Source organism: Desulfosarcina widdelii (assembly GCF_009688965.1).
GTDB lineage: Bacteria > Desulfobacterota > Desulfobacteria > Desulfobacterales > Desulfosarcinaceae > Desulfosarcina > Desulfosarcina widdelii.
Map to the genome: position 1 here is coordinate 2514925 of NZ_AP021875.1, position 21481 is coordinate 2536405.

The 21481-nt window shown below is 55.6% G+C and carries 19 protein-coding genes, 1 tRNA gene and 1 other RNA gene; 5 read left to right on the forward strand and 16 right to left on the reverse strand.

The annotated features are described in order from the left end of the window. From rnfG to GN111_RS11900, 4 genes are all read left to right on the forward strand, one after another. Positions 1-594, forward strand: a complete 594-nt coding sequence (gene rnfG, locus GN111_RS11885; protein WP_155303953.1) for an RnfABCDGE type electron transport complex subunit G — start codon at positions 1-3, stop codon at positions 592-594. Positions 595-607: 13 nt separating this feature from the next. Continuing rightward, positions 608-1231, forward strand: coding sequence for an electron transport complex subunit RsxE (gene rsxE / locus GN111_RS11890; RefSeq protein WP_155303954.1), 624 nt, complete (start codon positions 608-610; stop codon positions 1229-1231). A 19-nt stretch (positions 1232-1250) separates the two neighbouring features. Next, positions 1251-1823, forward strand: coding sequence for an electron transport complex protein RnfA (locus tag GN111_RS11895; RefSeq protein ID WP_155303955.1), 573 nt, complete (start codon positions 1251-1253; stop codon positions 1821-1823). Positions 1824-1979: 156 nt separating this feature from the next. Beyond that, the gene (locus tag GN111_RS11900; RefSeq protein ID WP_176603288.1) at positions 1980-4100 is read left to right on the forward strand and encodes an FAD-dependent oxidoreductase; all 2121 of its coding nucleotides are present in this window, start codon (positions 1980-1982) and stop codon (positions 4098-4100) included. A 234-nt stretch (positions 4101-4334) separates the two neighbouring features. Here GN111_RS11900 and GN111_RS11905 read toward each other — a convergent pair whose 3' ends face one another. From GN111_RS11905 to GN111_RS11965, 13 genes are all read right to left on the reverse strand, one after another. Beyond that, positions 4335-5303 carry a hypothetical protein gene (locus tag GN111_RS11905; protein WP_155303956.1) on the reverse strand — a complete coding sequence of 323 codons (969 nt, stop codon included), beginning with the start codon at positions 5301-5303 and terminating at the stop codon, positions 4335-4337. Positions 5304-5527: 224 nt separating this feature from the next. Continuing rightward, positions 5528-6316 carry a 4Fe-4S binding protein gene (locus tag GN111_RS11910; RefSeq protein WP_155303957.1) on the reverse strand — a complete coding sequence of 263 codons (789 nt, stop codon included), beginning with the start codon at positions 6314-6316 and terminating at the stop codon, positions 5528-5530. A gap of 136 nt (positions 6317-6452) precedes the next feature. Further along, complete coding sequence (locus tag GN111_RS11915) at positions 6453-7436, reverse strand: RluA family pseudouridine synthase (protein ID WP_155303958.1); 984 nt, start codon at positions 7434-7436, stop codon at positions 6453-6455. 34 nt (positions 7437-7470) lie between these two features. Next, positions 7471-8016: a CarD family transcriptional regulator gene (locus GN111_RS11920; protein WP_155303959.1), complete on the reverse strand. Its 546-nt coding sequence runs from the start codon at positions 8014-8016 to the stop codon at positions 7471-7473. Between the two features lie 259 nt (positions 8017-8275). After that, positions 8276-10273, reverse strand: a complete 1998-nt coding sequence (locus tag GN111_RS11925) for a sodium-translocating pyrophosphatase (protein WP_170302237.1) — start codon at positions 10271-10273, stop codon at positions 8276-8278. Between the two features lie 42 nt (positions 10274-10315). Beyond that, on the reverse strand, positions 10316-10897 hold the full coding sequence (gene pth / locus GN111_RS11930) for an aminoacyl-tRNA hydrolase (protein ID WP_155303961.1): 582 nt from the start codon (positions 10895-10897) through the stop codon (positions 10316-10318). A gap of 51 nt (positions 10898-10948) precedes the next feature. Continuing rightward, positions 10949-11593 carry a 50S ribosomal protein L25/general stress protein Ctc gene (locus GN111_RS11935; RefSeq protein WP_155303962.1) on the reverse strand — a complete coding sequence of 215 codons (645 nt, stop codon included), beginning with the start codon at positions 11591-11593 and terminating at the stop codon, positions 10949-10951. A 33-nt stretch (positions 11594-11626) separates the two neighbouring features. Beyond that, positions 11627-12577 (reverse strand): ribose-phosphate diphosphokinase, encoded by a 951-nt coding sequence (locus GN111_RS11940; RefSeq protein ID WP_155303963.1) that lies wholly within the window; start codon positions 12575-12577, stop codon positions 11627-11629. Positions 12578-12607: 30 nt separating this feature from the next. Beyond that, positions 12608-12682: transfer RNA gene (locus GN111_RS11945), tRNA-Gln, on the reverse strand. 30 nt (positions 12683-12712) lie between these two features. Further along, on the reverse strand, positions 12713-13588 hold the full coding sequence (gene ispE / locus GN111_RS11950) for a 4-(cytidine 5'-diphospho)-2-C-methyl-D-erythritol kinase (protein WP_170302238.1): 876 nt from the start codon (positions 13586-13588) through the stop codon (positions 12713-12715). Positions 13589-13625: 37 nt separating this feature from the next. Continuing rightward, positions 13626-13928 carry a DUF1844 domain-containing protein gene (locus GN111_RS11955; RefSeq protein WP_155303965.1) on the reverse strand — a complete coding sequence of 101 codons (303 nt, stop codon included), beginning with the start codon at positions 13926-13928 and terminating at the stop codon, positions 13626-13628. Positions 13929-13961: 33 nt separating this feature from the next. Further along, entirely contained in the window at positions 13962-15542 is a 1581-nt protein-coding gene (gene serA / locus GN111_RS11960; RefSeq protein ID WP_155307989.1) for a phosphoglycerate dehydrogenase, read from the reverse strand. A gap of 230 nt (positions 15543-15772) precedes the next feature. Beyond that, on the reverse strand, positions 15773-16162 hold the full coding sequence (locus GN111_RS11965; RefSeq protein ID WP_155303966.1) for a hypothetical protein: 390 nt from the start codon (positions 16160-16162) through the stop codon (positions 15773-15775). Positions 16163-16565: 403 nt separating this feature from the next. On the opposite strand from GN111_RS11965, the gene GN111_RS11970 reads away from it, so the two are divergent. Further along, positions 16566-18158: a class I adenylate-forming enzyme family protein gene (locus tag GN111_RS11970; protein ID WP_155303967.1), complete on the forward strand. Its 1593-nt coding sequence runs from the start codon at positions 16566-16568 to the stop codon at positions 18156-18158. Between the two features lie 167 nt (positions 18159-18325). On the opposite strand, the gene dnaK is transcribed toward GN111_RS11970, so the two are convergent. The 3 genes from dnaK to ffs form a co-directional block, all read right to left on the reverse strand. After that, positions 18326-20260 (reverse strand): molecular chaperone DnaK, encoded by a 1935-nt coding sequence (dnaK, locus tag GN111_RS11975; RefSeq protein WP_155303968.1) that lies wholly within the window; start codon positions 20258-20260, stop codon positions 18326-18328. 44 nt (positions 20261-20304) lie between these two features. Then, positions 20305-20937 carry a nucleotide exchange factor GrpE gene (grpE, locus tag GN111_RS11980; protein ID WP_155303969.1) on the reverse strand — a complete coding sequence of 211 codons (633 nt, stop codon included), beginning with the start codon at positions 20935-20937 and terminating at the stop codon, positions 20305-20307. A gap of 244 nt (positions 20938-21181) precedes the next feature. Further along, positions 21182-21426: signal recognition particle sRNA large type (ffs, locus tag GN111_RS11985), an RNA gene on the reverse strand. Positions 21427-21481: the final 55 nt, after the last annotated feature.

Genomic DNA, 21481 nt, shown 5'->3' on the forward strand with positions numbered 1-21481 from the left:
ATGGGTGAAATGATCAAAATGGTGGTTGTTCTGACCGTATTGAGCGTCGTCTCCGGCGGCAGCCTTGCGTGGTTGAAGGATTTCACCGAACCAAAAATCGAAAACCAGGTCATGAACCTGGTCAAAGGACCCGCCATCCGACAAATGCTGAGCGAAGCCGAGAATGATCCCGTGGAAGACCGCTTTAAAATCCAGAAAGGCGAAGAAGAGCACACCGTCTTCGTGGGCGTCTTCGGCGGCTCTGCCGATACGGTGGTGGTCGAGTCCAGTGCCAATGGCTTTGCCGACAAGGTGGGGTTGGTCGTGTCCTTCAATATGTCTGACAACACCCTTCGCGGCGTTGCCGTGACGACGAGCAAGGAAACCCCCGGCTTGGGTGCCAGGGCCAAGGACGATCCCAGCTTTACCGCCCAATTCAAGGGCCAAAGCATCGCCAAACCCTTCGGTGTCACCAAGGACGGCGGCCAGATCAGCGCCCTGAGTGGAGCCACCATCACCTCCCGGGCCGTGTGCACCGGAGTCAACAGTGCCGTCAAGACCTACAACGACCTGAAACCGCAAATCGAAGAACAAATCAAAGGCATGGGCAAATAAAGGAGTTAGCGCAATGGCCAAATCGATCGCGTCTGAATTTACCAAAGGCCTATGGAAGGAAGTTCCGCCTTTTCGTCTGGTCCTCGGCCTTTGTCCGACATTGGGCGTCACCACCTCCCTGAAAAACGGCATCGGCATGGGGCTGGCCACCACCTTCGTTCTGCTCTGCTCCAATATCCTGGTATCGCTCTTGAGAAAAGTGATCCCCGCCAAAGTGCGCATCGCCTGCTATATCATTATCATCGCCACTTTCGTCATCGTGGTCGAGCAGATGATGGCGGCCTTCGCCTACGGCCTTTTCATGGATCTCGGCGTCTTCATTCCCCTGATCGTGGTCAACTGCATCGTCCTGGGCCGCGCCGAGGCTTTTGCCTCCAAAAACGGAGTGTTCAAGTCAACTGCCGACGGATTGGGTATTGGTCTTGGGTTCACATGGGCACTGGGACTGTTGGGAATGGTTCGTGAATTGATCGGTACCGGTTCCCTCAAAGGAGATGTGTTCGGGCTGATTCACTGGAATTTCCAGAATATTTTTGGTCCCTCGTTCGAACCCTTCGGTTTTGCCGTTCAGGCACCGGGCGCATTTGTGCTTCTGGGTTTGTTGCTCTGTGCGATGAACCTGATCCCCAGCAAATAGATCGAGGAGCGAAGCTACCATGGAATATATCGAAATCATCGTCGCCACCATTTTCGTCAACAACATCCTCTTGGCGCAATTTCTTGGAAACTGCCCGTTTCTTGGCACTTCAAAAAAAATGGAGACCGCCCTGGGCATGGCCATGGCCGTCATCTTTGTGCTGGTCATGGCCGGCGGGATCACATGGCTCATCTACGCCTATCTGCTGGTGCCGTTCAAACTGGTCTTTTTGCGCACCATCGCCTTTATCCTGGTCATCGCCTCACTGGTACAATTCGTGGAGATGTTCCTGAAAAAAAGCATTCCCGGCCTTTACGCCGGCCTGGGAATCTTCCTGCCGTTGATCACCACCAACTGTGCGGTTTTTGGTGTCTGCGTGCTCAATATCGACAAGGAACTCGATTTTTTGCCGGCCATCGTTACCTCTTTCGGCTATGCCGCCGGTTTCGGTCTGGCATTGATCTTATTTGCCGGTCTGCGCGAACGCGTCCTTTTGGCAAGGGTTCCCAAGCCCTTGCAGGATACGTCTATCGCGCTGATCACCGCCGGTATCATTTCCCTGAGCTTTTACGCCTTCCGGGGAATGGTATAGCATCGGACGCCCGACGGAAAGCAGCACGCCTATAAAAATTTAAAGCCGTTTGGAGCGCAGGGGTTCCAAACGGCTTTTTCCCAGCAGTAACGATCGCAAGATCGCCCCCTACCAAAATCGTTTCCAACAATCAGGATTTGGGAAAAGGAGGTTTTCGTGACCGTCGCTATTCTTGTTATGCTTGGCATTGGCGCGACCTGCGGCATCATCCTCAGCGTTGCATCCAAAGTCTTTTATGTATACGAAGACCCGCGCATCGGTGAAGTGGAGTACTTCCTTGCCGGCGCCAACTGCGGCGGCTGCGGATTCGCCGGCTGCGGAGCCGCAGCCGTGGCCATCGTCGAAGGCAAAGCCAAACCGGGTATTTGCGTGGCTGCCGACTCCGAAGCCGCCGTCAACATCGCCAATGTCATGGGCGTGGATCCGGGAACGGCCGAGCCCATGAAATCGCTCAACGCCTGCAGCGGCGGTGATCGGGCGGCAGACAAGTTCGTCTACAACGGCGCCATGTCCTGCTCCGCCATGTCCGCGCTGTACGGCGGCAAACGGGTCTGCTCCATCGGATGCATGGGCATGGGCGACTGCATCCAGTCCTGTCAGTTCGATGCCATTCATATGGGCCCTGATGGCTACCCGGTCGTCGACGAGTCCTACTGTGTAGGCTGTGGTGCCTGCGAGGCGGTCTGTCCCAAAGGCCTGCTCTCCGTAAAAACCATGTCCCAGCGCCTGCTGGTCTTCAATCAGGATGACCAGGCCCTGGCCCCCTGCCAGCAGACCTGCCCGGCCGAAATCGACATTCCCAGATACATTCGCCTGATCAGGGAGGGCGACTACGAAGGCGCCGTCCACACCATTCGGGAACGCAATCCGCTGCTGCTCTCCTGTGGCCGGGTCTGCCCGCACCCCTGCGAAGAGTACTGCCGCCGGGGACTCGAGGATGAAGCCGTTTCCATCAACCAGCTCAAGCGTTTCGTAGCCGACTACGAAATGAACAGCGGCCGGCGCTTTCCCATCGCCTGCGCCCCGGACACCGGCAAACGTGTCGCCATCGTCGGCGGCGGACCGGCCGGCGTAAGCTGCGCCTATTTTCTCAGGCGCCTGGGGCACCATCCCACGATCTACGAAGCCATGTCCAAACTAGGCGGCATCACCCGTTACGGCATTCCCGAATACCGCCTGCCCGACAAGGTACTGGACTGGGAAATCGAGGGCATCCTCAATCTTGGCATCGACGTGCACTACAACACCCGCATAGGAGAAGATTTTACCATCCAATCCCTGCGCGATGAGGGCTACGAGGCGATTTTCATGGGGATCGGCGCCTGGAAGGACTACACCTTGGGCATCAAGGGAGAAGATCTCAAGGGTGTCTGGCAGGGCATCAACTTCCTGTCTACAGTAGCCGATCACCCGGAAAAGAGAATTTCTGTGGGCCGGCGGGCCGCTGTAGTTGGAGGCGGCAACTCGGCCATCGACTGCGTGCGCACCCTGCTGCGCCTCGGCTGCGAGGAAGTTTACATCGTCTACCGCCGGACGCGCAAGGAGATGCCGGCTAACGAAGTCGAAATCGTGGCCGCCGAGCACGAGGGCATCAAGTTCCAGTTTCTGGCCGCGCCCACCCGGGTGATCGACGACGGTCAGGGCAATGTCAAGGGTCTCGAATACCTCCAGATGGAGTTGGGGGAACCCGATGCCAGCGGCAGGCGGCGGCCGGTTCCCGTGGAGGGCTCCGAGACCATCCTCGATGTGGACATGGTCATTTCTGCTATCAGCCAGCAGCCTGAAATTTCCTTTATGGAAAATGAAGCCGACAAGGAGAACATCGAAATCACCCGCTGGAACACCTTCGATAACGATCCGGAGACCCTGCAGTGCAGCGTCCCCTATCTGTTCACCGGCGGGGACGTGGCCACCGGCCCCTCTTTGGTGGTGGACGCCATCGGCGGCGGGCGGCGGGCGGCTCGATCCATTCACCAGTACATCACCGGCGAAGAGGTGCAAGGCAGCCCGAAATCGCTGCGCAAGCAGCATATTTCCGAATCATTGTTCGATAGCGTGCCCGGCGTGATCCCCTCTAAGCGCACACCCATGCCGGAATTACCTGTAGCCGAACGGATCGACTCCATGATCGAAGTAGACCAGGTCATCAGCGAGGCCGACGCCAAACACGAATCCAACCGCTGCCTGAACTGCTGCCGGGTCTGCTACAATCCGGATGTTGTCAGCATCGCACCGTCCATTGAGGCGTGCGAGGAAGGCAGCAGAAACGCCGCTTAGCCGGCAAACGACAACATACAAAACACTGCTGCCTCGAAAGAAAATACCCGCGGCAGCATTCTCGTCTTTTCGCTCCCATGCTGTGCGTGGGAGCGCCAATTGCCCGGTACAGGTTCCCACGAGGAGCATGGGAACCAGATGGCTTGAGTTTCGTAAAAAACCGTATAAAAAAGGGTCGCCATACCGGCGACCCTTTTTTATATTGAATGTAATTGATCGGTTGACTGCGGAGACTTATCCCTCCGCCTTTTTTTCGAGTTCATCCAACTTATCGGGCTCCGATACAGCGATGTCCACCAAGGCTTTGGGGATGGAACTCTGCTCGCACATCGTCCGGATCTCTTTTTCCACATCGCTGAATTCCATGATTTCACGAATGGACTCGATATAGGCGAGCATATCGTCCGACGAAATATCTTCCAGCGCGGGTCCTTCGGCCTCTTTCTTCTTTCTCGCCGCTTCTTCTTCGGCCAGCCGCTGTTTTTCCTTGAGTTCTGCCTCCATGGCCTTTTTGGCGGCGTCGATGTCACCCTGATCGACCTTGGCCATTTCAATGATCAATTCTTCGGAAACTTCATTTTCAAGGAGATGCTTGACTTTTTCCTCATCGGACTCGTCTTTTACCGCCTCGAGCAATTTGGCGACCCTTGCCCGTTCTGCCAGTTCCTGCTTGATGGCTTCCTTCACCTGATTCAGTTTTTCATCGGTTATTTCCATGGCGTCGATAATAACACCGGAATCCACTTTTTCCCCAAGGAGCATACGAATACCCCCGTCACCGGGCAGGCCTTTGGCCTTGGCAATCAGCAAGTCAAGCTTGGTCTTTTCGACAAAACGGATCACTTGCGGTCTGCGCTCGGGGCTCCTCAGTTCCGGCCAGGTCCCTCCGATGTCGTCGAGGAGCTTCGTCGTTGCACCATACGGGTCTGCGACATCCTCAAGCGTAAATGCCCCGATGGCCGCGTTGAAGTCCTTCAACATGGGCTTGCCGGCTTTACGTGCTTTATCCACGGCCCATCTCAACTGAAGCAGATTGCCCCCATGACGGGACACGTTGTATCCCACGTTGTCCAGTTCCCCCGCAATCTGCTGAATCGACGCTTCCAGCTTGTCCCCGGACAGATCCTGTGGGTTGATCGCGAGAATATTCTCCTCGATTGACAGCCAGAGCGGCTTTTTTTCTGCTGCGTCGTTTTTTGCCATTTTTCCTCTCCTTTCTATTGGTGGTAACCGGCTTAATATCGTCTAAAGTCAATTTTCGGTGGTTACAGGTCTTTGTTTTTCTTTGGGGGAAGATATCGGCCAATATTCGTTTTGACGGCAAAGTTTATAGATGCCCATAGGGGAGAGTCAAGAAAAAAAGAACTCTTTTCTGAAGTTGGCAAATCGTTTTCTTCCCGTTAGCGGAAAAGGAAAATCGTGGCCGTTTATCGAACCTGTTTCTCCAAGGTCTCGATGTCGGTGTCGGTCAGCAAGTCTGCAAAGCGTTTCCCGCCACGACTTTTCTTTTTGTATAGCGCCACGCAGGTATCAACGATATCAAGAACGTCCTGTTCGTTAAAAATACCGGGCAGTTCCCTGGCCAAACGTGGATGTCTTCCCAGCTTTCCACCCAGCAGTACCCGATAGCCTTTGGCCTTTTCATCCAACGTCCCGGTCGGACAGGCCAGAATGCATTTGCCGCAGGCCATGCAGCGCTGGCTGTCGACGGCCACCGTTTCGTCGAGAACCATAGCGTCGTCCGGGCAAACATCGACACACGCTTCGCAGCCGCTGCAGGCTTGATCGGTAATCGTCGGCATCACCGCACCGATGATGCCGATGTCCTTGATCTGCGGCTGCGAGCAGGCATTGGGGCAATCGGCCACGGTCACCCGAAATTCGTGGTGGAACTTGAGATTGTCCCCCACCTGTTCTTTTAAAAAGGAGAGCAGATTCGCAGCTTGCAGAACCTGCTCCAGGCTTTTGAGCAAATCATCGGAAATCACGCTGCGGTTCGGACATCCGTTGGAGCCGAAGCAAGTGTCGAGTTGGTACCCTTTGACTTCGGCGGCCATGCCGCTTAGGTATCGTTTCTGGGTAGTTTTGACGGCCTCGATGTCGACCACCGTGCTGCCATCATCTGCTGCCTCTCTCTCCACCCGGGATCTCACTTTTTTACGGACAAAAAAAGGCACCTTCTTAATAGCCGCTTCGGCTTCGGCCGTCCATCTCATCGGTAATCTCCTCGATTATATAAAGACTCCGGTAACGGTTGCCGGAGGCGGAGTCTTCGGTAAATTAATAGTTTATTGACAGCTTGACCGGTTATCGAATTCTTCTGCCGAGGCCCCGGCGCGATGTCTCTTTTTTTTAAGATTGAACGGGAGCCAATTCCCTGAATTTAGAAATCAATGCACCCATGTCAGCTGGGATGGGCGCCTCGAGGGTCAGGGGCTTTCCGGTTTTGGGATGAAGGAAAGACAGCTTCCAGGCGTGCAGCATCTGACGGGTAACGTCCCTTAAGCCTTGGGCCATCCTGGGGGCTGCCGATGCCAGCCGCTTTTTTTCGCCGCGGCGGCAATAGACCGGATCGCCGATCACCGGATGCCCCATGGCATGGCAATGCACGCGGATCTGATGGGTTCGTCCTGTGCGGATATCCACTTCCAGAAGCGAGGCGCCAACAAAGGACTCGCGCACCTTCCAATGGGTGAGTGCCGATCGCGGGGCGCGGGTGGTCACCGACATTTTCTTGCGATCCACGGGATGCCTGCCGATGGCCAGATCGACCGTTCCTAAATCGCTTTCGGGTACCCCATAAACCAGCGCCAGGTAACGCTTGCGAACCTGTCTGGACTTGAACTGGGCGGCCAGATGCTGCATGGCCATGCCGTTCTTGGCCGCCACCAGCACACCGGAGGTGTCCTTGTCCAGCCGATGGACGATTCCCGGCCGCAGGCTGCCGGATATTCCGGAAAGATCGGGACAGTGGTGCATCAGGGCGTTTACCAGGGTCCCACCAATATGCCCCGGAGAGGGATGGACGACCATTCCCGGCGGCTTGTCGATAACAACCAGTTCGGAATCTTCATAAAGAATATTCAGAGGGATCTTCTCGGGACGAAAATCGGGTGCTTCAGGTTGCGGGATGGTACCCGAAACCATCTCCCCGGCTCTCAGAACATAGCCGGGTTTTTTTCCCAGACCATTCACGGTGATCAGTCCCCGGCGGATCAATGTGGCGGCAAAGGAACGGGAGCAGGATTCGACTTCAGCGGCAACAGCCGCGTCCAGGCGAAATCCGGATCGGGCGGCAGCCACTGTGAAACGGAAACCGTACGGAGGGGAAGGCATGGGTGAAATCTAAACGGTAAGGGCCCTAATGGCTTCAGGCTTCGCCGGACTTGAACAGGGCTTCGATCTCCTTGACGATGGCCTTTTCGCTTTTGTTTTTGGCCATGGCCAGTTCCTTGACGAGAAGATTCTGGGCGGTATCGTAAAGCTTACGTTCGCCAAAGGACAGGTCTTTGGTGTGCTTAAGCAGGGAAAGATCCCGGAACACCTCGGCGACCTCGAACAGGGAACCGGTTTTGATCTTCTCCATGTACTCGCGATATCGCCGGTTCCAGGTCTGGTTGTCCATGGGTTGTTCATGCCGGGATTGCATTACCTCGAAAATCTTGGGGATGTCCTTTTTGCGGATGACATCCCGCAACCCCACCGATTCCACATTCCAGGTAGGGATCATGATCACCATGGCATTTTCGATGATCTTCATGATGTAGAAATCATGCTCTTCGCCGTTGACGACTTTCGTTTCGATGGCTTCGATGCGTCCGACTCCGTGGGCCGGGTAGACGGCAAGATCCCCAACCTTGAACTGTTTTTGGGATGAGGCGCCTTTCGCGCTTTCGTTAGCCGATTTATCTGCCATGTGGGTACCAGTGATCAGGGGTTAAGGCCACCTTCGGGCTTTGCTTTTCCATATGGAAAAAAGTGATGCAGGCATCGAAATGAATCGTCTGTTCCAGGGGATGCATCTCCGGTGCCTGCCGGATGAAACCCATAATAACCATATGGAATAGTGAAATATACCATTGCAACCATTAATAATCAATAAAAAAAGGATTGGCGCCGGCTGGCGCCAATCCTTAATGTCGAACATATAATGCGGATCAAGCCCGCGGTTGTGACTACATCAGGAAGGGTACCATCAGCAGGGCCACAACGTTGAGGATCTTGATCATCGGGTTAACGGCCGGGCCGGCGGTATCTTTGTAGGGGTCGCCTACGGTGTCGCCGGTAACGGCGGCCTTATGGGCATCGGAGCCCTTGCCGCCCAGATGGCCGTCTTCGATGTATTTCTTGGCATTGTCCCAGGCGGCGCCACCAGTGGTCATGGACAGGGCCACGAACACGCCGGTAACGATGGAACCGATCAACAGACCGCCCAGGGCGATTTTGCCCAAAAGAAAGCCCACCAGCAACGGAGCGACCACAGGCAGCAGCGCGGGAACCAGCATCTCTTTGAGGGCGAACTTGGTGACGATGTCCACGCATGCACCGTAATCCGGTTTGGCGGTACCTTCCATGATTCCTGGAATTTCGCGGAACTGACGACGAACTTCCTCAACCACGGCGCCACCGGCATTACCGACGGCCTTCATGGCGATGGAAGCGAACAGGTAAGGCAGCAGACCACCGATGAACAGGCCGATGATGACGTTCACGTCGGACAGATCGAACTTGATCGCCTTCTCGGCACCATGCATCTGAAACTCGATCACGTAGGCAGCGAACAGAACTAGGGCGGCCAGACCGGCGGAACCGATGGCGTAACCCTTGGTAACGGCCTTGGTGGTGTTGCCAACCGCATCCAGAGGATCGGTTACGGCACGCACGCTCTCGTCCATCTCGGCCATTTCGGCGATACCACCGGCATTGTCGGTGATGGGGCCGTAAGCATCAATGGCGATGACCATACCGGTCATGGAAAGCATGGACATGGCGGCCATGGCGATGCCGTACAGGCCGGCAAAGTTGTAGGCCAGCAGGATCGAAAGGCAGATGGCCAGTACCGGTGCGGCAGTCGCCTGCATGGAGACGGCCAGACCGGCGATGATGTTGGTGCCGTGACCAGTGGTGGAGGCGTCGGCGATGCTCTTCACCGGGCTGTAGATACCGGTGTAGAACTCGGTAATGATCACGATGACAACGGTCAACACCAGGCCGATCAATGTGCAGTAGTAAATGTTAATGGCAGAGATCGTACCCAATTCGCCCATGAACTTGGCACAGGCATAGTAGAAGGCGATGGCCGCCAGAATGGCGGAGCCGAACATGCCTTTGTACAGGGCACCCATGATGTAACCGCCGGAGCCCAGACGGACGAAGAAAACGGCGATCATGGAGGCGATGATGGAGATGGCGCCCAGGATCAACGGGAACTCGGTGGCCATGGGAATTTTGGGGAACAGCAGGTGGCCGATCAACATGGCGGCCACGGCGGTGACGGCATAGGTCTCGAACAGGTCGGCAGCCATGCCGGCACAGTCACCCACGTTGTCGCCCACATTGTCGGCGATGGTGGCCGGGTTGCGGGGATCGTCCTCGGGGATGCCCGCTTCGACCTTACCCACCAGGTCGGCGCCAACGTCAGCACCCTTGGTGAAGATACCGCCGCCCAGACGGGCGAAGATGGAGATCAGGCTGCCGCCGAAACCGAGGGCGACCAGGGCGATGACGTCATGGGTCGCGGTATAGTAACCGGCCACGGAGGTCAGGGCCAGACCGGCAACGATCATACCGGTCACGGAGCCGCCTTTGAAAGCCATGGCCAGACCGGCGGACATGCCTTTTTTGGCCGCTTCGGCCGTACGCACGTTGGCCAGTACGGAAACGCGCATGCCGATGTAGCCGGCCATAAAGGAAGCCACGGCACCGATCAGGAATCCAATGGCGGTCTTGGCGCCCATGGTGAACATAATAACGGCAAAAATAATGATACCGGCAATACCCATGCTCTTGAGCTGACGGTTCAGGTAAGCGATGGCGCCTTCCTGGATGGCGCCGGCGATGGCCTGCATTTTTTCGTCACCGGCGGGAGCGCCTTTGACGATTCCCGCGAGGATGATAGAAAAGAGTACTCCAGCAACACCGACCAACGTACACACGAGCGGTATGTTGTTCATTACAACTTCCATTCTTTCCTCCATTCAGTCGTTAGCGTGAAATCAAGGTTTTTTATTAAACCGATTCATGGCTTCCCTTGCGCCTTCGCAAAGGATCGTTTCGACGGCCGCGATGGCCCGTGACAGAAATTCGTTCAAAGCAAGGCGCTGATTCGCATCGAAATTGCCGAGAACGTATTCCACCACCCCAATATCGGCTTCGGGCCGTCCGACACCCATTCGCACCCTTACGAATTGGTCGGTCCCCAGGGCATCGATCAGGGACCGCAATCCATTGTGTCCTCCATCCCCCCCTTTCTCTTTGATTTTCAATCTTTCATAAGCAAGGTCAATGTCATCATGGATGACGACCATATCCTCGCATGGAATCCCTTGCGCTTGCAGGACATCGCGTACCGGGCCGCCGGAGCGGTTCATATAGGCCAGGGGCTTGGCCGCCAGCACGGGAATACCGGCGATATTTCCTTCGGCGATTTCCGCCTGGATCGGGCTTTTTACGGAGACCAACCGGTGTTTTTGCACCACTCGGTCAACCAGCTGAAACCCGATGTTATGGCGGGTCAGGGTGTACGTCGGGCCAGGATTGCCGAGCCCGACGATGAGCATCGTTCTGCCGTGTGTCATTACATCGCCGGCAGCCAGCGCCCTTCGGTGATCGGCTGCCGGTTCATCCGGCTATTCGGCTGCAGGTTCTTCGCCGGCTTCGGCGGCTTCTTCACCCTCTTCAGCCATCTCTTCCTCTTCTTCGCCTTCCACTTCCTCTTCTTCAGCCTTGGGACTGAGAATGGTCAAAATGGTAAAGTTGACCTCCGCCGACACCTCGACATCCCCTTCCAGTTGGACGTCTTCCACGTGAAGGGAATCTCCGATGTCCAGGTCGGTGATATCGACGGCGATTGTTTCCGGAATCTGATCGGGCAGGCAGAAAACTTCCAGTTCGCGGCGGATGATCTGCAGCATGCCGCCCATCTCCACGCCGACGCACTTCCCAGTCGTTACCACGGGAACCATGACCTTGATTTTCTGATCCATGGACACCCGGTAAAGATCCAGATGCAGCAAGTTGTGTGAAACGGGATGCTTTTGAATCTCTTTCACCATGACGTTGGTGGTGTCGTCGACACCATCGATATCGAGTTTCAGCAGTTTCTGGGCCACGGCCCCGCTCTTGAAAATGGGTTCCAGGTCCAACTTGTCGATGGTCAGTTTGACCGGTTCGGTATTGGGGCCATACAAAATAGCGGGGACCTTTCCCTCCCGCCGCAGGGCCCGCGAAGGTCCGTTACCCACGGTCTCCCGCAGGGTTGCTCTCAGGTTCATTATTTCCAACGATCTGTTCCTCCTTAAAGAATATTACACGAACAGGGATGTCACCGAATCCCCGGTGTAACTTCGGATAATGGCCTCCCCTACCAGATTGGAGATGGAAAGCACTTTAATTTTATTGCAGGTCGCCGCCTTTTCGTTCAGCGGAATGGTGTCCGTACAAACAATGCTGGTAATCGGCGAAGCGTTGATACGGTCCACCGCCGGTCCGGAAAGCACCGGGTGGGCGCAGCAGGCATGAACCTCTCTGGCACCACGTTCAACGATGGCATTGACTGCTTCGGTAAGGGTACCGGCCGTATCGATCATATCGTCCTGGATGATGACGATCTTGTCTTTCACGTCGCCAATCACCGCCATGGCCTGGGCCTTGTTGGGTGCCGAGCGCCGTTTGTCGACGATGGCCAGTCCGGCATTCAGCCGCTTGGCGAACGCCCGGGCACGCTCCACGCCTCCGGCATCCGGCGAAACGATGACCAGGTCTTTATTGAAATTGGCCTTGATGTAGTCCAAAAGCACCGGGGCCGCATAGAGGTTGTCCACCGGAATATTGAAAAAACCCTGGATCTGACCAGCGTGCAGATCCATGGTAATCACCCGCGTCGCTCCGGCTGTCGTCAGCAGGTCGGCCACCAGTTTGGCGCTGATGGGCACCCGCGGGGCAACTTTTTTGTCCTGCCGGGCATAACCGTAATATGGAATGACAGCGGTGATCCGCCTGGCCGAGGCTCGTTTCAGCGCATCCACCATGAGAAGCAACTCGACCAGGTTATCGTTCACCGGGTCGCAGGTGGACTGAATGACGAACACATCCTTGGTCCGTACATTTTCATCGATTTCTATCTGGATCTCGCCGTCGCTGAACCGCTTCACCACGGCGCCGCAAAGGGACATATTCAGGTATTCGGCGATTTTTCTCGCCAGATCCGGATTCGAGTTACCTGCAAAAAGACAGAGGCTTCCGTTTTTTGGTGTCACTTTCTGAACGCTACTCCTGTTTCTTTGGGTTGGCTGGGGCGGGAGGATTCGAACCTCCGAATGCAGGAACCAAAATCCTGTGTCTTACCACTTGACGACGCCCCAGCAGGTTACGCCGGCCGCCTCACTTCTTGCTCAGGCAATAACCGGCCGGTGGATCAAAAGATCCGCGACATAAAGCGTCCAGTTTTGACTCCGCTGATTGTCACACAAGGCTGAATACGCTGATTTGGCTCGTCCGGGCGTCTCAAAAAGTCCGAACACGGTCGAGCCACTGCCGGACATCATGGCCCCGGCCGCTCCATGTGCCAGCAGCAAACGCTTTATCTCTTCAATGACCGGAAACGCCTTGGCGGTCACGGGTTCCAAATCGTTGACCAGATGTTCAGCGACGTTGAAAAACCGGCCTTTAAAGTGAAATTTTCTAAGTTTTTTTTCGTCTTTTGTCAATCTTAAATTCAGATTTTTATAGACCCAGGCAGTGGATACGGCCACGTTGGGATAGACCAGCAGGGCCGTCCAGGAAGTCAGATGGGAAAAGGGCTCGAGCCGGTCGCCGATACCGGTTGCCAACGCCGCACCCCCCTGGATGAAAAAGGGAACGTCGGCGCCGAGGCGCCCGGCCAGCTCCATGAGCGCCGCTGTGGAAAGAGGGTATCCCCGATGGCGGTTCAGGGCCGTCAGTACGGCGGCGGCATCGCTGCTGCCCCCCCCGAGTCCCGCACCCACGGGAATCTTTTTGTCGATCTGGATGGTCAAACCGGATACGGAGGGAAAGGATTCGTGAATTGCGGTTTCCATAAACAGGCGGGCCGCTCGGTCCGCCAGGTTGGAGGCATCTTCGGGAACATCCGGGTGGCCACAGATGACATGGATGCCCTGTTTTGCAGGTGTCAGCGTCAGGTTGTCGTACAACGCCACGGGGCACATGAGGGAAACGAGTTCATGAAACCCGTCGGGGCGCCTGCCGGTGACGCGTAAAAAGAGGTTGATCTTCGCCGGCGCCTTCACGCAAAACGGTTTTGTGATCAGTGGCGGCTGCGTCGGGCTACCTCTTTGCCTTCACGTAATGGATGCGCAGGTCGTAGAGGATATTCTTGAGCATGGCCGCTTCGTCGGTGTCCAGATTCCCCCTGGTCTTCTCTTCCAGCATGGAAAGAATGTCAATGGTCTGTTTGGCCAGCGGCAGATTCTCGGACTTCTCTCCGGTCATGGGATCTTCCATCATTCCCAGTTGAACCAGGGCCGACGAATTCAGCGAAAAAATGAAAGTAGCGAAATTGATCGCGGGCAACGGTGCCTGGGCGCCCGAACCTGCACTATCTGTTTTGGTCTGTTTTTCATCGGTCATGGCGAACTCCTTGGCCGGTTTTTTTCGAAGCGGTTAAAATTCTAATGGCGTAACGGTCTTAACCAGGGAAAGTTGGCGCATCTTTTCAACGACGTCCTCGGGAATCGGGGTGTCGGTCGTCAGAAAGACAATGTTGCGATCCCCCTCTTCCTCCTGCCCCACCTGCATTCTGCCGATGTTGATTTGATGCTGGCCCAACGTCGTGCCGATTTCACCGATGGAGCCGGGTTTGTCGATATTCTGGATCAGGGCCATGTGGCCTTCGGGGATCATTTCCAGACGAAATTTGTCGATCTTGACGATCCGCGGGTCTTTCTTGCCGAAAATCGTTCCCGAAACCACGCTCTCCATCTCGGTGCTGATCGCCCGGACGGTAATCTGGTTGACATAATAATCCGATTCGGCGCTGCTGGTCTCCGTCACCGTAATGCCCCTTTGCTGGGCCATGACATGGGCATTGACGAAATTCACGTCGTCTTTGACCACGGGTGTCAGAATGCCTTTGAGAACCGCAGTGGACACGGGCGAAAGATCAATCCCCTTGAAATCCCCGCAGAATTCGATGACCACCTCTTTGATGGGCCCCCGCACCAGTTGGGCCTGAAGACACCCCATGCGATCGGCCAGGGTCAGATAGGGGCCGATTTTTTCCAGCACTTCTCCAGTCACCGAAGGCATGTTGACCGCATTGACCACCGTTCCTTCGGTCAGGAAATCGATGATCTGACGGGCGACGGCTACGGCCACATTGGTCTGGGCCTCCCGGGTGGAGGCACCCAGATGCGGCGTGCAGATGACCCGTTCGTGTTCGACAAGCGGGCTTTTGCCCGGCGGTTCGGTTTCGAAAACGTCCAGGGCTGCACCGGCAACCCTGCCGGATTCGAGGGCCTCGTACAGGTCGCTTTCGTCTACGATTCCGCCCCGGGCGCAGTTGACGATCATCACGCCGGGCTTCATTTTCTCGAATGCCGCCTTGTTCAGCATTCCAATCGTATTTTTCAATTTGGGGACGTGCACGGTGATATAATCGGCGCGTTCGTACAGGCCGTCCAGATCGACGCTTTCGAAGCCCGCCTTCTGAATCTGCTCCGGGGTGACGAAAGGATCGTGGATAATGACGTTCATCCGCAATCCGCGGGCACGGTCAGCCACGATGGCGCCGATTTTCCCGAACCCGATGACGCCCAGCGTTTTGTTGAATATTTCACGGCCCTGCAGCTTTTTTTTCTCCCAGCGGCCCTGCCGCAGCGAGGCGGTTCCCGTGGGGATGTTGCGGGTCAAAGAGAGCATCATGGCAATGGCGTGTTCGGCAGTCGTGATCACGTTTCCCGTTGGCGTGTTCATGACCACAATCCCGCGCTGGGTCGCCTCCGGGATATCCACATTGTCCAGTCCGATCCCTGCGCGTCCGACCACTTTGAGTTTCGATGCAGCCTGCAGAAGATCTTTGGTGACCTTGGTGGCACTGCGGATGACCAGGGCATCGTATGAGGCGATAATCTCCTTGAGGGCGTCCGGTTCCAGCCCCGTTTTCACATCCACATCGATGCCTGCCGCTTCCTGAAACATGCGAATCCCGTCTTCACCCAGATTGTCGCTTACAAGAACCTTCATCATGCACTTCCTTATTGTGACGATTGATAAATTCCGCTTATCGTTGACAAGGCCCAAAGCTGCCGTACTATTGGCATCCGCTGATGCCGTCGATAAAAAATCAACGCGTTTGGTGGTAATTACCCACAGGGATGGCCGGCAAAAAAGGCCAAAAGACATATGGCTTTTGGATAGGAGCGCATTTTAGTGAAAACCGAAGGAACATTCAACCCATATTTCAAAGCCCGATTTCAGAACCAGGGGGCCACGGCAGCCCGCTCGTTCTCCAATATGGGCCGCCAGGTAACGCTGTAGTGCATTTCCGTCTCATGGTATCTGGGGGTGAAAACCGCCACGTAAAACGATCCCGGTAGATCGGGGAAGGTTTCGACCCACAAAAGGTCCTCCACCTTCAGGTCGAAATCCGTACATACGCGTTTTCCCAGGCTTTCCGCACAGCTGGTTTTAAAAATTCCCCCCTCTTTGCGCAAGGCCAGCACAGCATGGGGTCGAATGTGAGGATGCGAAGGATCGGCCGATGACAGGTCGATAATTTTCACCCTCCAGGCACATCCATGGGTCGACGTCGCACCGGGATCCTCTTTGCGCTCCAGCATGTACGTTCCGTCGAAAACAATCATGGGGGTCTCTTTTCGTTACTGGCACGACCGATAGAGAAATGATCCCGTGCTCCGTTTGTACAATCGCCGTCCCGCTGGGATCATCTGCATCATAATGCCTGCTACCGGCGTTGACAAGACAATTGACGACTTCGTGAAAAGGCCTATATCTGCGGTAAGCGTATCCATAGTCAGTACGGAGTACCTTTATGTACGCCTTCTTCCTCGGGACTCGCAATCCTTCTTGTCCCGTCTGGTGTTTAGCGGGGGGTCTCGGTCTTTTCACGAAGTCGTCTGAAAAGCGATCTTCCACAAGGCTGTCGCAAATGATCGCAGGCCGTCTTGACCGCCAGCCGTCATTTTGTTATTGCCCCCTCTTTGATAAAGAAACAACCCACAGCTTGAGAAAATAAGGGAGCCCATCATGCTCATTACTGAAATCCTGGCCAGAAACGCCAGAGTGTACGGTCGGGAAACAGCACTCATCGAGAGGGCGCCAGAAATCGGCCGCAGGGTGGAAATCACCTGGGAAGCCTTTGACCACCAGGCCAACGCCATTGCCCAGGCCCTCATGGCCAGGGGGATTCGCAAAGGGGATCGCGTCGTCCATCTGATGATGAATTGCATTCAATGGCTGCCGACCTATTTCGGCATCCTGAGAACAGGCGCCTGGGCCGTGCCCTTAAACTTTCGCTTCGTGTCCAAAACCATCGCCAACTGCACCCATACCGCCGAAGCCAAGGCCTTTATTTTCGGTGAGGAGTTTATTGACCGGGTCGAGAAAATTCGGGATCAAATCAAGAGAAACGTGCAAACGTTCATTTTTACGGGGCCTGAAAAAATGCGCCCTTCCTGGGCCGAGTCGCTGGAACAACTCATCGCCGAGTATCCGGGCATCGACCCCAATGTGCCCATCGATATTTGTGACGATGCAGCCCTTTATTTTACCTCCGGCACCACCGGCACCCCCAAGGCCACCCGGCTGACCCACCGAAATCTGGAACACGCCTGCTATGTGGAAAACCGCCACCACAACCAGACCCACGCCGACAACTTTTTGTGCATCCCTCCTTTGTATCATACAGGTGCAAAAATGCACTGGTTCGGCAACTTCATCGCTGGCGCCCGAGCCGTAATTCTCAAGGGCATCGAACCGCGTTGGATATTGGAAGCCATTTCCGAAGAGCAGGTAACCATCGTCTGGCTGCTGGTACCCTGGGCCCTGGACCTGCTGTTTGCCATCCAGAGCGGAGACCTGAAAACAAAGGATTACAACCTGGACCAGTGGCGCCTGATGCATATCGGCGCCCAGCCGGTTCCATCGAGCCTGATCAAGCAGTGGCACAAGGTCTTTCCCGGCCATCAGTACGACACCAATTACGGACTGACGGAGAGCACCGGTCCCGGCTGCGTGCATCTGGGTCTCGAAAACATGCATAAGGTGGGGGCCATCGGCGTTCCCGGTTTCGACTGGGAAGTTCAAATTGTCGATGACCAAATGAAGCCGGTTCCTCCGGGAAGCCCTGGAGAACTGGTTGTCAAGGGGCCCGGTGTCATGAAGGAATATTACCGCAACCCCGAAGCCACGGCCGACACCATCGTAGACGGCTGGCTGTTGACCGGGGATGTGGCCCGCCAGGATGAGGAAGGTTTTATCTGGCTGGTGGACCGCAAAAAGGATGTCATCATTACCGGAGGAGAGAACATCTATCCTGTGGAAATTGAAGATTTTCTCATGGGCCATCCGAAAATTATGGATGCGGCCGTGATCGGTTTGCCGAGCCTGCGCCTGGGAGAAATTGCCGCGGCCATCATCAATCCAAAGCCCGGCTGCGAATTGACCCGAACGGAAGTAGAGGATTTTTGCACCGCACTGCCCCGCTACAAACGTCCCCGCAAGACTATTTTTGGGGATGTTCCGCGAAATCCCACCGGTAAAATCGAAAAACCGAAGCTTCGCAAACAATACGGCGGCCAGGCGGAGAGTTTTAAACCGGAGAATCGTGAGGAAAAATAAAATCGCTCGGGGATGGGGGAAGGTGAACAACCAATGGGCAGGCTGTCAATCTCAGTGTTAAGTGTTAAGTGGTTAAGTTTTAAGCGAGGCTAAAAAATCGATTTTATAGATCGAAAGCATTCCTCTGCTTAATCACTTAACACTTAACACTTAACACTGTTTTTTATCTATTTCTCTTTATCTTTCACTTCTTCGAAATCGGCATCGACCACGTCATCGTCAGGATTGGCGGCCCCGGCGCCACTGTCGGCACCGGCTTCGGTCCCCGGACCGGTCGCACCGGCGGCGCCGGCTTCGGAAGCCTGCTTGTACATGGCTTCTGCCACCTTGTGGGAGGCCTGGGTGAGCGCTTCGCTCAACCGCTTGATCTCCTCGACATCGTCGCTTTCCATGGCCTTTTTGAGATCCGCGGAAGCGCTTTCGATATTGCCGCGCGTTTCGGCATCCACCTTGTCGCCAAGATCCTTCAGCGATTTTTCAGTGGTATAAATCAAGGTATCGGCGTGGTTGCGTGCCTCGACCAGTTCCCTTTTCTTCTTATCTTCGTCCGCATGCAGCTCGGCATCCTTGACCAGATTGTCGATCTCCTCTTTGGAAAGCCCGCTGGAGGCGGTAATCTGAATGGACTGTTCTTTGCCGGTAGCCGTATCTTTGGCGGACACATTGACGATACCGTTGGCGTCAATGTCGAAGGTCACCTCGATCTGGGGGACGCCGCGGGGAGCCGGCGGAATGCCCACCAGTTCAAAACGGCCCAGGGTCTTGTTGCTGGCGGCCATCTCGCGTTCGCCCTGAAGCACATGGATGGAAACCGCCGGCTGATTATCCGCCGCCGTAGAAAAAACCTGGCTCTTGCGGGTCGGGATGGTGGTGTTTTTGTCGATCAGGCGGGTCATTACGCCGCCCAGGGTTTCGATACCCAGAGAAAGCGGGGTCACATCCAGCAGCAGAACATCCTTTACATCCCCTTTGAGTACACCGCCCTGGATTCCGGCACCCAGCGCAACCACTTCGTCGGGGTTGACGCCCTTGTGCGGCTCCTTGCCGAAAATCTTTTTGACGCGTTCCTGAACGGCCGGCATGCGGGTCATGCCGCCCACCAGGATCACCTCGTCGATATCGCCACTGGAAAGCCCGGCGTCCTTCACCGCGGTCCGGCAGGGGGCGTCCAACTTGTCCAGCAGGTCGGCGACAAGACCTTCCAGCTTGGCCCGGGTGATTTTAACGTTGAGGTGTTTGGGGCCGCTGGCGTCCGCGGTAATAAACGGCAGGTTGACATCGGTTTCCATGGAGGAAGAGAGTTCCATTTTGGCCTTTTCCGCCGCTTCCTTAAGCCGCTGCAGGGCCATCTTGTCGCTTCTCAGGTCAATGCCCTGATCTTTTTTGAATTCGTCGGCCAGATAGTCGATAAGACGAAGATCGAAATCCTCGCCGCCCAGGTGGGTATCGCCGTTGGTGGCCTTGACCTCGAATACCCCTTCGCCGATTTCCAGGATGGAGATGTCGAAAGTTCCGCCGCCGAGGTCGAAAACGGCGATCTTCTCTTCGCTGCGTTTGTCCAGGCCATAGGCCAGCGAAGCGGCCGTGGGTTCGTTGATGATACGCAAGACATTGAGGCCGGCAATCTTGCCGGCGTCCTTGGTGGCCTGGCGCTGGCTGTCGTTGAAGTACGCCGGCACGGTGATGACCGCATCGGTAACGGACTCTCCCAGATAGTCCTCGGCGTATTTTTTGATATGCGCCAGAATGAAAGAGGAGATTTCCGCCGGGCTGTGCAGCTTACCCCGCAAATCGATGCGCACGTCTCCGTTTTCCGCCTCTTTGATTTTGTAAGGAAGGATTTTAAGGTCTTTCTGGACCTCAGCAGAGCTGAACTTTCTACCGATCAGCCGTTTGACGGCGAATACGGTGTTCTCCGGGTTGGTAATGGCCTGGCGTTTGGCGATCTGTCCAACCATTCGCTCACCGCTTTCGCTGACGGCCACGATGGATGGGGTGGTCCGTCCGCCTTCGGGATTGGTGATGACCTTGGCGTCTCCACCTTCCATAATGGCCACACAGGAGTTGGTGGTCCCGAGATCGATTCCGATAATCTTGCCCATTTGATGTCCTCCTTACCTTCGACGGTATTTATAGTGCGATAAATTTATGCTTGGGTATCGACCGCTTTTTCGTTCGGCTGCCCATTTTGACTGTTTTTCGACACAACCACCATGGCGGGACGCAACAGCCGATCATGCATCAGGTATCCCTTTTGGAACTCCTGAACGACCGTGTTGGACGGATGATCGGACCGCTCCTCCTGGCTCATGGCCTGGTGAAAGGCCGGATCGAACGGCTCGCCCATCGCCTCGATGGGTTTCACATGATGCTTTTCGAGAATTTTGGTAATCTCGGCCAGCGTCAACGCGACCCCGTCAACCACGCCCTTGTCATTCTGGTTTTCGGGTGAGGCCGAAGCGATGGCCCGTTCCAGGTTGTCCACCACGTTCAGCAACTGACGGATCAGGTTTTCGGTGGCATATTTTCTGACGTCTTCCATTTCACGCGAGGTTCGTTTCCTGACATTGTCCAACTCGGCGGCCATCCGGAGCATGCGGTCGTGATGATCATCGGCCTGCGCCCGGGCCTCGGCCAACTTCTCCTCGAGCTCCTTTAAAGATTTTCCATCATGCTCGGTTTTTTCTGCAGCCTCTTCTTGAACTGCAGCTTCGGGGGCCTCGCTTTGTGGATTTTTCTCGTTTTCGTCCTCGATCACGATTTTCTTCTTCTGTGCCATCGGCTCCTGTCTCTCCTGATTTCACTGGCTGTAATCCTCTTTGCGGTCGGTGGGCGCCCCATGGCCTGGAACCACTTGAATTTTAAGCTGTTGACTTCCATGGGGACCCGCAAAGTTGACAGAAAATAAGACCGGATGATGGCTTGTCAAGGAATCGGTGGGTGTTGTTCTAAGAATAATAATCGATTGTAAATTTGATGGGTTGAATCGGAAAAAGAGATCAAACGAATGGCGGGTGAAATGGTTGTGCACCCCCCGTCGAACTGATCCGAAAAATCGAGGCCACCGTGTGACCGGGATCGATCCACGACACAGACCGCATCCCTTATCGCTGCTTCCTTCCGGACCTGACGAGGTTCGAGACTGTCTGTTGCGCGGCGGCCGGTCAAAGCGACCTGATTTTCTCGGGATTAACCCTAAGGGGGGAATTCGGCCCCGCATAAAGCGGATTTCGGGTAAAGGGCACCGCTGGCTCCCCGCCTAGCACAACCGGGCACCCTATAATACGATCCACAGCCACTTTTCAAGAGTTAAGTGGACGCCC